This window comes from Actinomyces oricola (genome assembly GCF_004104015.1).
In the GTDB taxonomy this organism is placed as follows: domain Bacteria; phylum Actinomycetota; class Actinomycetes; order Actinomycetales; family Actinomycetaceae; genus Actinomyces; species Actinomyces oricola.
Genome location: NZ_RYFV01000012.1, coordinates 36,071 through 48,978 on the forward strand (window position 1 = coordinate 36,071; position 12,908 = coordinate 48,978).

At 69.3% G+C, this 12,908-nt stretch carries 9 protein-coding genes; 3 read left to right on the forward strand and 6 right to left on the reverse strand.

All coding sequences use genetic code 11. The features are described from left to right. Window positions 1–65: 65 nt before the first annotated feature. Window positions 66–839 carry a GntR family transcriptional regulator gene (locus EUC46_RS06360; protein WP_128773350.1) on the reverse strand — a complete coding sequence of 258 codons (774 nt, stop codon included), beginning with the start codon at window positions 837–839 and terminating at the stop codon, window positions 66–68. Window positions 840–1,078: 239 nt separating this feature from the next. Between EUC46_RS06360 and EUC46_RS06365 the strand changes: the two genes are divergently transcribed. Next, on the forward strand, window positions 1,079–2,440 hold the full coding sequence (locus tag EUC46_RS06365; protein WP_241655436.1) for a PTS transporter subunit EIIC: 1,362 nt from the start codon (window positions 1,079–1,081) through the stop codon (window positions 2,438–2,440). A gap of 162 nt (window positions 2,441–2,602) precedes the next feature. Here EUC46_RS06365 and pepN read toward each other — a convergent pair whose 3' ends face one another. From pepN to EUC46_RS06385, 4 genes are all read right to left on the reverse strand, one after another. Then, on the reverse strand, window positions 2,603–5,194 hold the full coding sequence (gene pepN / locus EUC46_RS06370) for an aminopeptidase N (RefSeq protein ID WP_128773352.1): 2,592 nt from the start codon (window positions 5,192–5,194) through the stop codon (window positions 2,603–2,605). A gap of 228 nt (window positions 5,195–5,422) precedes the next feature. Then, window positions 5,423–6,499, reverse strand: coding sequence for an LCP family protein (locus EUC46_RS06375; protein ID WP_128773353.1), 1,077 nt, complete (start codon window positions 6,497–6,499; stop codon window positions 5,423–5,425). Between the two features lie 17 nt (window positions 6,500–6,516). After that, window positions 6,517–7,428, reverse strand: coding sequence for a hypothetical protein (locus EUC46_RS06380; RefSeq protein WP_128773354.1), 912 nt, complete (start codon window positions 7,426–7,428; stop codon window positions 6,517–6,519). Window positions 7,429–7,730: 302 nt separating this feature from the next. Continuing rightward, complete coding sequence (locus tag EUC46_RS06385) at window positions 7,731–9,968, reverse strand: M13 family metallopeptidase (protein ID WP_128773355.1); 2,238 nt, start codon at window positions 9,966–9,968, stop codon at window positions 7,731–7,733. Window positions 9,969–10,056: 88 nt separating this feature from the next. On the opposite strand from EUC46_RS06385, the gene EUC46_RS06390 reads away from it, so the two are divergent. Together EUC46_RS06390 and EUC46_RS06395 are read left to right on the forward strand one after the other, a co-directional pair. Beyond that, window positions 10,057–10,521 (forward strand): ribose-5-phosphate isomerase, encoded by a 465-nt coding sequence (locus tag EUC46_RS06390; protein ID WP_128773356.1) that lies wholly within the window; start codon window positions 10,057–10,059, stop codon window positions 10,519–10,521. Between the two features lie 3 nt (window positions 10,522–10,524). Continuing rightward, complete coding sequence (locus tag EUC46_RS06395; RefSeq protein WP_128773357.1) at window positions 10,525–11,529, forward strand: Fpg/Nei family DNA glycosylase; 1,005 nt, start codon at window positions 10,525–10,527, stop codon at window positions 11,527–11,529. A 94-nt stretch (window positions 11,530–11,623) separates the two neighbouring features. Here EUC46_RS06395 and EUC46_RS06400 read toward each other — a convergent pair whose 3' ends face one another. Then, window positions 11,624–12,871, reverse strand: a complete 1,248-nt coding sequence (locus EUC46_RS06400) for a cysteine desulfurase family protein (protein ID WP_128773358.1) — start codon at window positions 12,869–12,871, stop codon at window positions 11,624–11,626. Window positions 12,872–12,908: the final 37 nt, after the last annotated feature.

The following is a 12,908-nucleotide window of genomic DNA, read 5'->3' on the forward strand; positions in this document are numbered from 1 at the left end:
CATACCAGTAGTCATCCTGGCAGACCTGAGCGCCGCTGTCCAGCCGGTCTGCCGTGGCGTCGTCCTCAAGGGGCGGAAGACTCGCGGGGGCGTTTGCGGCGCGGCGCCCCCTTGCGTGTTGACGGCGGCCGGGGGGCGGCCACCGGCACCCACAGAGTGTAGCGGTCGGCGCGGTAAACCGAACGCGAGTAGTCCACCGCTTGGTGGCCGTGGAAGGTACGGCGGGTGATGTCCAAGGTCGGCGCGCCCGGCTGCACCGAGAGGATGGTGGCCTCCTCTGGGGTGGCGGCATGGCCGGCGATGACGTCCTCGCCCCATTCGGGGGTCAGCCCGGCCTCCGTGAGCCGCTCATAGACTGAAAAGCCCAGGCCGTCGTCGAGCAGTCCCGGCAGGAGCGCCTCCGGGACCCAGTTCTCCTCAATGGACATGGGCGTCGAGTCCGCGGTGAGCAGGCGGCGCAGGTGGTAGACCCTGGCCCCGGTCTCGATTTCCAAGGCGGTGGCGGCATTGGGCGGGGCGGCGATGGTCTCCGCCAGGAGGAAGACTGCGCCCGGCTCCATTCCGCGCCGGCGCATCTCCTGGGTGAAGGAGGTCAGCCGCAGCTGCAGGTCGAGTTTGGGGGGCGCCACGAAGGTGCCCCGGCCCTGTTGGCGCTCCAGGATCCCGTCAACGACCAGGGTGTCAATGGCCTGGCGCACGGTCATGCGGGAGACGCCGAAGGTCTGGCACAGTTCGCGCTCGGAGGGCACCGGGGCGCCGGCCTCCAGTCCGCCCTCGATCAGGGACAGGAGGTGGTCTCGTACCACCATGTACTTTGCCGGTGGTCTCAAGGCTGGCATCGTTGTCCCCGGTCTGGGAGTGCTGGAGGCGGACGCATCCATTGTGCCTTGGGGGGAGGCGGATTCGCACGCCGAGTCGGGGGCGGAGGGCGAGCACTTGACATCTGATATCCGATCCGTTTCGCTAGTACCACTGGTCCAGACGAGTTCGACGTCGAGCCGTCATGACAGGCCGCCCCTTCAGCGGTTTCCCATCACTGCGGCTGGCAGGCCGCACCTCCCTCACTTTGGAGTACATCGTGTCTGACAAGAAGAGGTCAGGCGGCGCATTCGCAGCCGCACAACGACTCGGGCGCTCGCTCATGCTGCCGATCGCCACCCTCCCGGCCGCGGGCCTCCTCCTGCGCCTGGGCCAAGGGGACATGCTCGGCTCCGACGGCGCCGGCGGCGGCCTATCCTCGCATTTGCCATGGATGCAGCCGGTGGCCGACGTCTTCGCCGCCGCGGGCGGAGCCGTGTTCGACAACCTTCCACTCATATTCGCCGTCGGCGTGGCCGTGGGCTTCGCCAAGAAGGCAGACGGCTCCACCGGGGTGGCCGGGCTCTTCGGCTACCTCGTGTTCAAGGGCGTCCTGGATGTTCTGGCCCCCTACTGGGGGGCCGGCGGCGATGGCGCCGACAAGCCCGACACCATTAATTACGGGGTCCTGGGCGGCATCATTATTGGTATTGTGGCGGCCCTGCTCTGGCAGCGGTTCTACCGCACCAAGCTGCCGGACTGGCTGGCCTTCTTCGGCGGCCGGCGCTTCGTCCCAATTATCACCTCCCTGTGGGCGGTGGGTATTGCCGTCGTCCTGGGTGCCGTCTACCCGGCCTTTAACTGGCTCATTAACGACAAGCTCGGCGGCTGGCTCATGCACGCCGGCACGGAGGGCGGCCCGGCCGGAGCTATTGCGGCGTTCGTCTTCGGCACCGTCAACCGGCTGCTCATCCCCTTCGGCCTGCACCACCTGCTTAACTCCATCCCCTGGTTCCAGCTCGGTGAGTGCACGACGGCCGCCGGCGAGACCGCTCATGGCGACCTGACCTGTTTCTTCTCCGGCGTGGACGGCACCAATGCCTGGACCGGCGGCTTTATGACCGGATTCTTCCCCATTATGATGTTCGCCCTGCCCGGTGCCGCCCTGGCCATCTGGCACTCGGCCCTGCCCCGGCGCCGCAAGGCCACGGGGGCGCTCATGATCTCCGTGGCCCTGACGGCCTTCCTCACCGGCATTACCGAGCCCCTGGAGTACGCTTTCGCCTACGTGGCCTTCCCGCTCTACGCCATCCACGCGGTGCTCACCGGTTCCGCCCTCGCGGTTGTCAACCTCCTGGGTATTAAGGACGGCTTCGCCTTCTCCGCCGGGGCCATTGACTACGTGCTGAACTTCGGTAAGTCCGCCGACCTGTCCGGTGGCGCGATCCAGGGCCCGATCTTGTTGGTGGTTATCGGCCTGGTTTACGGGGCCATCTACTATTTCCTCTTCCGTTTCCTCATTGCCAGGTTCGGCTTTAAGACCCCTGGTCGTGAGGAGGACGACGCCGACGCCTTCGCCGCTGCGCAGGAACAGGCGGCCCAGTCCACCGGCAAGAACGCCGAGGCGGCCCGCAAGCGCTGAGCGGCCCCTCCGCCCCGGCCAACCCACCGGCTGCCCCAAATGGGGCGGGGCGAGTGCAGCCGGGGCCGCGAGGGCCGTTGCTCCAGTGCGCCAAGCCCGGGTGTGGGGTGACAACCATGGTTGTCACCCCACACTGTCAGCGGCAAGGAACGGCCCCGAGGCTCAGCGCCCCCGGGCTGCGGTCTCCGCCGCCTGCGCCCCAGTCACCCTCAAGGTGTCGTCAAGGTTCTCACGCACAATCCGGCGCAGCGCCGCCGGGGAGTGCTCATGGGACGCCAGCCAGCTCTCCAAGGCCGCCGCCGGGTCGGCCCCGGCCAGGCCCACGGTCGCGCAGGACCACAGGCGGCTGAGTAGGTTCTCCGCCATGTGGAAGGTGCGTGAGGCCCAAATGCCCTCGGCCTCCTTGACATACTCGTCGATGAAGGGCACCAGCAACTCGGGGTTGCGCTCCACCGAGGTGAAGCCCCGTAGCACGCGCACCTGCGTCTCATTGGGCATGGCCTTATCCTCGACCAGCGCCCGCCAGGTGGCGGCCTTCGCCTCCGGTGTCGGTACGGCGGCCCGGGCCTCAGCGGCGCGCTCGCGGCCGGTGGCGGTCATGTCCCGGGCCTCTTCAGCGGCGATCCGCTGCTCGCCGTAGCGACCGGCAGCCACCAGGCCGGTCAGCAGCTCCCAGCGCAGATCCTGGTCCACCACGAGGCCCGCGAGTTCCCGGCCGCCCTCCAGGAGGGCGGCAACGGCATCGAGTTGCTCGGCCGTCACGGCGTGGGCGGCCACCGCGCGCACCAACTGGAGCTGCTTGTCGCTGCCGGCCTCGGCTTGGCGGGCCAGATCCCACAGGGCCCCGACGGTGGGCGGGGCTGCGATGGCGCGCTCCGCAGGGGGCAGGTACAGGCCCAGGCAGGTGGCGATACGGGCCAGCAGCCCCTGGAGCACTGAGGAGTGCGTTTCCACGGTCAGGGCGGCCAGCGCCCCTCGAAGGTAGTGGGAGGCGGCGAGTTCGCCGTCGCGCACCATGTCCCAGGCGCTGGCCATGACTACTGAGCGCGGCAGGGACTCGGTGAAGGCGCCCACATGCGCAAGGCCCGCCTCCAAGGAGGCCTCGTCTAGGCGCACCTTGGCGTAGGTAAGGTCTTCGTCGTTGAGCAGAAGGACGTCGGCGCGCCGCGTGCCCACCAGCTCGGGCACGTCGGTGCGCTCGCCGTCAACATCGAGCTCAATGCGGCCGGTGCGCTCCAGGCGCTCACCGTCCGGGCTCAGCGAATAGGAGCCGAGCACCACCCTATGGGGGCGCAGGGAGGCAGGGGAGGAGCCGGGGATCTCCTGGAGGATCGCCGCAGAGGTAATGACGCCCTCGGAGTCCACGGCGACCTCGGTGCGCAAGGTAGTGACCCCGGCCTCCTGGAGCCACAGGCGCGTCCATGACGACAGGTCCCGTCCTGAGACCGCCTCCAGCTCGCGCAGCAGGTCGGCCAGCTCGGCGTTGCCGTAGGCGTGGGCGGCCAGGTAGTTCTTGATTCCGGCGAAGAACTGGTCCCGGCCCACATAGCTCACCAGGGCCGCCAGCACGGAGGCGCCCTTGGCGTAGGTAATGCCGTCGAAGTTGACCTCGACATCGTGCAGGTCATTGATCTCGGCCGCAACGGGGTGGGTCGAGGAGAGCTGATCCTGATTGTAGGCCCAGCCCTTCTCAATGGTCTGGAAAGTGGTCCAGGCGTCGGTGAAGCGCGTGGTCTCCGCGGTGGCCAGGGTGGAGGTGTACTCGGCGAAGGACTCATTGAGCCACAGATCATTCCACCACTTCATGGTCACCATGTCCCCGAACCACATGTGGGCCAGCTCGTGGAGGATGGTTATCGCCCGCCGCTCCACCCGGGCCCGGATGGGGCGGGAGCGGAAGATGTAGTCGTCGCGATGGGTGACGCACCCGGCGTTCTCCATGGCCCCGGCGTTGAACTCGGGAACGAAGACCTGGTCGTACTTGGTGAAGGCGTAGGGGGTGCCGAAGAGCTCCTCATAGTAGGCGAAGCCCTTCTTGGTGATCTCCAGGATCTCTTCGGAATCCATGTGCTCAACCAGGGAGGCGCGGCAGTAGACGCCCAGGGGCACAACGCGCCCGTCGGCGGCCCGGTACTCGTCGGCGGCGCCCGCATAAGGGCCGGCCACGATCGCCGTAATGTAGGAGCTCATGCGCTCGGTGGGTGCGAAGGCGAAACGGTTGGCGTCCTGGCCCTCGGCTCCGGTGACGGCCACTGGTTCAGGGGTGGGGGAGTTGGAGAAGACCGTCCACCCGGCCGGGACGATGACTGTGAAGGTGAAGGTGGCCTTGAGATCGGGCTGCTCGAAGACCGTGAAGACCCGGCGGGAGTCGGGGACCTCGAACTGGGAGTAGAGGTAGGTGGCGCCGTCAACCGGATCGGTGAAGCGGTGCAGGCCCTCGCCGGTGTGCATGTAGGCGCAGTCCGCCACCACCGTCAACTCATTGACCTCCGCCAGTCCCTCCAGGGTGATGCGGGAGTCGGCGTAGACCCCGGCCGGATCCAGGGCACGGCCGTTGAGGGTGATTTCGTGGACGGCGGGGGCCACCAAATCAATGAACGTGGTGGCGCCGGGGCGGGCGCCGAAACGGACCGTGGTGGTGGAGCTGAAGTGTTTTTCGCCGCGCGTCAGGTCCAAGACGACGTCGTAGGACTCCGTGCGGATAATCGCGGCGCGCTCGGCCGCCTCAATGCGGGTCAAGTTCTGCCCGGGCATGAAGACTCCTGTTCTGTATGGGAACGGTTTGACGGCGCATGGGCTTGTGGCCTGCGCCCTCCCGGAGAGCCTCCGGGCCTGGGGCCGATTGTTGCACTGGTACGGACGGCCCTGAAACGGGCGGGGCCGGCACAACCGTGTCAAGCCGGGGGCGTCGCCGTCGGCGGCCCTGGGCCGGCGCCGCCGGCAGAGATCGGCTGCGGCCGGCGGCCCGGCTCGCCCGGGAGCTCACGGGGCGGCGGGCGCGCATGTTCCCGGCGCGTAGCCGTGTTGGGCCAGGACGGTGAAGGTCTGCTCCTGGGGCGTGGCGATAAAGGACCCCTCCAGGGAGGTCACGGGCACGGTGACCGTCTCAATGCCTTGGCCGCCCTGGGCGGCGCGCGCGGAGCGGGCCAGGGCCAGCAGATCCAGGATGCCGGTGCCCTCATCCATGGTCAGGTCGCCCGCCACCTGATGCGCCAGGGAGTGCGCGGCCAGCGGGTTGCGGGCCTTGGCGGCCAAGGATTCCAGGACCGCGCGCATGATCAGCCCGGAGAACTCGCTGCGCCGCTGGGAGCCCTCAGTCTCACTTAACGCGGTCCAGGTGCCCTCGCGCAGGACCTCGGGGTGCCGGGAGCGGACCAAGGCCAGGGCGTCAATGCCGTTGAGGTGCTGGGTCCCGGCCGTAGTGAGGTTGAGCCCGGCGTAGGTGTCCCTGACCGGCTCGGAGATACTGACCTCCACCCCGCCCAGGGCGTCCACGACCTGGGCGAACTGCGCCATGTCAATGGTGACCAGGTGGGAGACGGGCACGCCCAGAGTGGTGCACAACAAATCCACAGTGTTCTGGGGCCCCTCCAGGTAGCTGGTCGCCAGCCGGTGGTGGCGGTAGTTCGAGTCCACCAGTGTCAGGTCGCGCGGGATAACGAGGACGCTCATCCCCGTGGTGGAGCGCTGAATGAGGACGACGACGTCAGCGCGGGAGCCCGGTACCTCCTCGGTGGTGCCGTAGCGGTTGGGGCCGTCGGGAACTGTTTGGCGGGAGTCCGTGCCCAGGATCAGCCAGGTCTCAGGGGCGGCTGCGAGTGGGGAGGGCATGGCGATCTCGACCCTGGCCGGGCGTCCCATGAGTACTGCGGTGTCGACGGCGGCAGCGCCCCCGAACGCCAGTACGAGGGCGGCAATGGATACTGCGGTCCGGCTCCAGCGGGCCGACCACCGCCGGGATGGGCGTCGGTCGGCTCGGCTGGTGAGACGGTTCTCCGCCGGTGAGACGGCCTGGGGGGCTGTCTCACCGGCGGAGGAGTGTGGAGTCGGCTCGGCCATTGCCGAGAGGGGGTTGGTCAGGCCTTGCGGCGGGAGGCCACGAAGGCGGCTGCGGCGCCGAGGCCGGTGAGGCCTAGGGCTGCCAGGGCGAGGGTAGTGCCGTTAACACCGGTCTTGGCCAGGGCGGGCTGAGCAGTTGCGGTCGGTGCGGCGCTCGGAGCTGCGGTCGGGTCGGCCGGGTCGGTCGTGGGCGGGACAATGTTGTTGTTGCCGTCATCAATACTGTAGACGCCATTGGAGACCTTAATGCGGTCCGCGCTCTGGCCGCCCTCACCGTGGTGGTCGCCGAAGATCTCCAGGTAGTAGGTGCCGTCGGGGACATTGGGGGCCGCGAAGACCGCGTTGACACTGCCATTGGCATCCACCACAACGGTGCCCACCAGGTAGGTGACGGTCGGGTCGGTGGCGCTCACCAGATTGATGGTCGCGGTCTCACCGGGAGTCAGGCCCGTGGCCTCAATCCTGAAGTTCTGGGCTCCGGGCTCGCCCTCAATGGTGAAGGTGCCATTGAAGGGGGTGGAGTCGAAGATCAGGGGGAAGCTGACGGCCTGCTGGGTGACGTTGTCGTAGCTAACGCACTCCGCGACGATCGTCCAGATGTCGTTCTCCTGCGGGGAGGGCAGGGTCAGGTCCAGGTCGAGGGACCAGCTTCCGTCCGCCTCCGGGGTGACGCTCTTCTGGACCAGAGGGATATTGACCTCGTTGTAGGCCGCAACGAACACCTCGGAGGGTTTGTCGTTTATGGCGGCGCATCCGGTGCCGGAGACCGGGTAGGTGGTGTCACTGGGGCTCACCGTGTTCGACGAGACCGTGACTGTGAAGTTGCCGTCTTCGTAGGTCTGTGCCGTGGCTGGGGCGGCGACCAGAATCGAGGCGCCGATCAGGACGGCGCCGGAGGCGATCGCCGCGAGGGAGCGTTTGAGGCCCATGGGGTTCTCCAAGCGGTAGGGGATGAAGGGTCGACAGCGGTGGGACCGTGCGTGCCTTGGGAGACTACAAGGAAGTCGTGACGCAGGCAATGCTTCCAGTGTGATCGCGCTGTGATTTTGCTTGACATTATTGCGGCGTTGGACCTCGGGGAGGGCGTCATCCGCAGAGCCGCGGCCCCCTGGCTCCGGCGCCGCCAGGGGCCTCAATGGCCTCAATGACCGGAGTGAATGACCGGAGTGGTCTGGGGTGCGCCCCGCCAAGGACCTAAGGAAAGGACCTAAGGAGTTGCCCCAATCGTGGCTCACCAGATGGTGACCCGCTCGGCGGGGTCTCGCCACAGGGCGTCCTCCTGGCTCACCCCGAAAGCCTCGTAGAAGGCGTCCACATTGCGCACGATTTCGTTGCAACGGAACTCCGCCGGTGAATGCGGGTCGACGGTCAGCAGCAGCTCGGCGTAGTCGTCCCGGTTCTTCCCCCGCCAGATCCGCGCCCAGGAGTAGAAGAAGCGCTCCAGGGCGGTCAACCCGTCAATGCGCGGTGCCTCGGCGAAGGAGGCCACCCCCGCGCGAGCTAAGGCCAGCCGGTAGGCCTTGAGGGCTATACCCAGGCCCCCCAGGTCGCCAATGTTCTCCCCAATGGTGAGGGCCCCGTTAACGTGGGGCACCTGCTCCGCCGGGGTGCCCGCGGCCCGGGCGCGCTCCAGGAGGGCCGCAGGGGTGCAGGCGTTGTACTGGTCGACAAGCGCGCGGGTGCGTGCCGCAAAGGCCTCTCGATCCTCCTCGGTCCACCAGTTCACCACCTTGCCGGTGCCGTCGAAGGTCGAGCCCTGGTCGTCGAAGCCGTGCCCGATCTCGTGGCCGATCACCGCCCCGATTCCCGCGTAGTTGACGGCGTCGTCCGCGGCCGGATCGAAGAAGGGGGGCCGCAGGATGGCCGCCGGGAAAACGATCTCGTTCATGGTGGGGTTGTAGTAGGCGTTGACCGTCTGCGGCGTCATGTGCCACTCCTCGCGGTCCACCGGCTCGGTCAGCTTCCTCAGTCGGCGCGCCAACTCCACGCTCTCCACGCTGCGCACCGACGCCAGCACGTCCCCGGGCACGATTACCACCGCCGAGTAGTCCTTCCACCGGCTCGGGTAGCCGATCTTGGGAGTGAACAGGGCCAGCTTGGCCAGCGCCCGGTCACGGGTAGCCCGACTCATCCACTCCAGGGCGGAGATGGACTGGCGGTAGGCCTCAATAAGGTCGGTGACCAGCGCCTCCATCGCCTCCTTGTGGGCCGGGGGGAAGTGACGCTCCACATAGACCTCGCCCAGGGCCTCCCCTAGGCAACTCTCCACCAGGCCCACGCCACGCTTCCAGCGGGGACGCAGCTTGTCAGTGCCCTGGAGGGTACGCCCGTAGAAGTTGAAGTTCTCCTCCACGAAGGCGCTGGACAGAAGCGTGGCGCGACCGTGGACCACGTGCCATGCCACCCAGGCGCGCAGGTCCTCCAGGTCGGTGTCGATCCACACCCGGGCCAGGTGGGGGAGGTAGTCGGGCTGGGTGACAATGACCTCCTCCAGGAGGATTGTGCTGGTTACGCCCGCCGCCGCGGCGGTGGCGCGCACACCCCGGCGCCAGGCCTCCCAAGGGAAGGAGGAGGCCGACCCGGTCAGCTCCTCCCAGGTCATGGGGTTATTCATGGCTTCGACATCACGGGCGCGCACGCGGTCCCAATGCCCTCGCGCCAGGGCCGTCTCCACGGCCATGACCCGGCCGGCCAATGCCATGGCCCGGGGGGAGGCCATCGCGCCCTCGTTGGGGTCCGGGCTGGTGGTTCCCGACTCCGGCGCCTTAGCGCCGTGCACGGGGCTCTCCTCCACCGTCACCCCCTGGGGAAGATCCAGGCGGGAGTCCAGGCCGGCGAGGTCGAGCATGCGGGCCACATGCGCCACGTAGGCGGCGCGGACCTCGGCCTGCGCCTCCTCCCGATAGTAGGACTCGTCGGGAAGGCCAATGCCCGCCTGCCCCATCCAGGTGGTGTAGCGCTGCGGGTCATTGAGGTCGTTCTCAACATCGACTCCCACTGCGCCGCAGAACCCGGCCGCCAGGCCCGCGCCGAGCGCACTCGCCAGCTCCTCCTTGCTGTCCGCTGCCAGCACTGGGGCGAGCTCGACCTTCAGGGGAGCGGCCCCCACGGCCTCAATGCGCTCACGGTCCATGAACGCCGCGTACAGGGCGCCGATCTTGCCCCGGTTGGTGGCGGGCAGGGGGTGCTGCGCCATGGCGGGTGCGTCATCGTCCTGTGCGCTGACGGCCGTGAAGGGGGCGGCCGCCTCCTCCAGGATCTCCCGGCAGTCCGACTCGGCGGCGTCATGCAGCACGGTGAAGGTGCCGGTGGCCGGACGGTCCGCGGGGATCTCGGCGGTGGACAGCCAGGTGCCGTTGACGTGGCGGAAGAGGTCGTCCTGGGGGCGGATGGTCTTGTCGACCCAAGCGGTCTCGTAGACCCCGGCGAGCACGGGTGCGGCGTCGTTGGTGGAGGTGGTCTCAGTCATGCCGATCACGCTAGCCCGCCGTTCCCGGGCCGGTCCCGCGGGCGCCCAGGGCTGCGTCAGGGTGTTCGCGTGAGGCACAATCTGATCCATGCGCATCCACATTGCCGCCGACCACGCCGGCTACGAGCTCAAAACCGCGGTCAGTGAGCACCTGACCGCCGCTGGGCACGAACTCACCGACCACGGCGCTCATGTCTACGACCCCGGTGACGACTACCCCGCCTGCTGCATCGCCTGCGCCGAGTCCGTGGCCGCCGACCCCGACTCCCTGGGCATTGTCCTGGGTGGAAGCGGCAACGGCGAGCAGATTGCGGCCAATAAAGTCGACGGCGTGCGCGCCGCCCTGGCGTGGTCGATTCGAACCGCGGTCCTGGCGCGCCAGCACAACCGGGCCAATGTCGTGGCCGTGGGTGGGCGCATGCACTCCCCGGCCGAGGCCCTGGAGATCATTGACGCCTTCATCGCCGAACCCTTCAGCGGTGAAGAGCGGCACGCCCGCCGCATCGCTCAAATCACCGACTACGAGCGCCGCGAGCGCCGCAGCCAGGTCTGAGAGGTGCCTGAGGGCCACACGATTCACCGGCTCGCCGCCGCTCTCTTCGAGCTGTACGGGGGGCAACGCCTGCGGGCCCTCTCCCCCCAGGGGCGTTTTGCCGACGGCGCGGCCCGCCTTGACGGCCAGGTGCTCCTGGGCTCCCAAGCGCACGGTAAGCATCTTTTCGTGCCTTTTGCCCCGAGCGCCGACATCCCCGTGGACCATGACGCCGTCACCTGGTTGCGTGTCCACCTGGGCTTGTACGGGTCGTGGACCTTCGACGGCGACACCTGCTTCACCGCCCCGCACTCCATTGGCGCCCCCCGACGGAGGGTGGGTGAAAAAGGGGAGTCGGTCCTGCGTCACGGTGGCGGCTCGGCGCTCTCGGGCCTGCGCGGGGCTCCGGAGGCCACGGCGGCCGACGACGGGCCGGCCCCGGCCGCTCCGCCGCCCGACCTGTGGGAGCCACCGGAGCCGCGCGGTGCCGTGCGCCTCCGGCTCCTGGGTGAGCACGGGGTCGCCGACCTGACCGGTCCGGCCGCCTGCGAGCTTCTGGACGGTGCGGGAGTGGCTGCGGTGCGCCGCCGTTTAGGACCCGACCCGCTGCGCCCCGACGCCGATCCGGAGGCCTTTGTGGCGGCCGTGCGGCGCCGTCGTCGTCCCCTGGGTGAGCTGCTTCTGGACCAGTCCGTGCTGGCGGGGGCCGGCAACATCTACCGTGCCGAAACCCTCTTCCGCGTGGGCGTCAGCCCCTTCCGCGCCGGGAACCGGGTCGGTCGGGCCCGGCTGCACGCCATCTGGGCCGACTTGGCCCTCATCATGGCCCAGGGCAAGGCCACTGGGCGTATTACCACGGTGGATGCTGTGGACGTGCCCGAGCCTCTGGAGGAGACGGACCCCGAGGCGCGCCGCTGGTACGTCTACCACCGCGCCGGGCGAGCGTGCCTGCGCTGCGGCACCCCGGTGCGATCGCGCGACACGGCCTCACGCCGCCTGTTCTGGTGCCCGGCCTGCCAGGCCCACTGAGGCCCGTCCGCCGGCCCCGTCCAGGTGCGTGAGCGCCAGTGGCGGGCGAGTTGCCGGGCGTGGTGGAACGTTGCGGGACGTGGTGCGGCCGGGATCAGCGGCGGGCGGCCGCAGCATTGCGCGCGGCCGCCAGGGCCCCGGGCAGCACCGCCAGAAGACGCTCGATGTCCTCAGGGCGCGTCGTCGCCCCCAAGGAGCAGCGCAGCGTCGCGCGGGCCGCGTCAGACCCCAGCCCCATGGCCTCCAGCACGTGGCTGGGGCCCGCCACTCCGGCGTGACAGGCTGAGCCCGCCGAGGCGTCCACCCCCGCCAGGTCCAGGCTCATGAGCAGGGCCTCAGCATCAGCCCGCTCGAACCACAGGTGGGCGATGGCCCCCAGGTGGGCGGCGTCGGCGGGCAGAGTGGCGTGCACGCCGGGCAGTGCGCAGGCCCCCTCCAGGAGCCTGGTGCGCAGCGCCTCCAGGCGGGCGGCCTCCTCACGGCGCTCGGTCACCGCCAACTCGACCGCCAGTGCCAGGGCCCGGGCGGCCACCACGTCTTGCGTGCCCGAGCGCAGGCCCCGCTCCTGGCGGCCGCCCCCGGACACCGCCACCAGGTCGAGGTCGCGGCGGGCCACCAGCGCACCGACCCCGACGGGGGCGCCAATCTTGTGGCCGGTAATGCTCATGGCGTCCAGACCCCAGCCGTGGAGATCTACCGTCGTCTTCCCCAGGGCGGCCACGGCGTCACTGTGGACCGGCACATACCCCGCGTTGCGGGGGGAAGGCGCGTCGGTGGCCTCGCGCACCGCGCCTACCAGGGCGGCCATGTCCTGGACCAGCCCGGTCTCATTGTTGGCGGCCATGACGCTCACCAGCGCCGGCGGCGTCCACTCCCCCCGGCGCCGGCCCCCGGCCCCGGAGCCCGGCGTCACGGCACGGGTCAGGGACTGAATCGCCACCCGTCCGGCGGCGTCGACCTCGAGCTCGCTCAGGTGCGCCCCCAGATGGGTCACGGCGGCGCGCGCGGTCTGAAGGACCGCCGGATGTTCAATGGGGGAGACGACCAGGTGAGGCGCCGCATTGGGGTGCGCGGCCCGGGCCGCCAGTACTCGACCGGTCACCACCAGCGCATCCGCTTCTGTGCCGCCGCTGGTGAAGAGCACCTCGTGGGGGTCTACGGCCAGGGCGTCCGCGAGGCGGGCGCGCGCCTGCGCCAGGAGCGCCCCGGCCCGCCGGCCCGATGAGTGCAGGGCCGCCGGATTCGCCCAACCGCCCAAACCCTCAGCCAGATCGTCTGCGACCTGGGAGGAGACCTCGGGGCGTACCGGCGTTGTCGCCGCATGATCCAGGTAGGTGCGCACTGCTCAACCATAGGCGCGCCGCGCTGTGCGAGCCTCC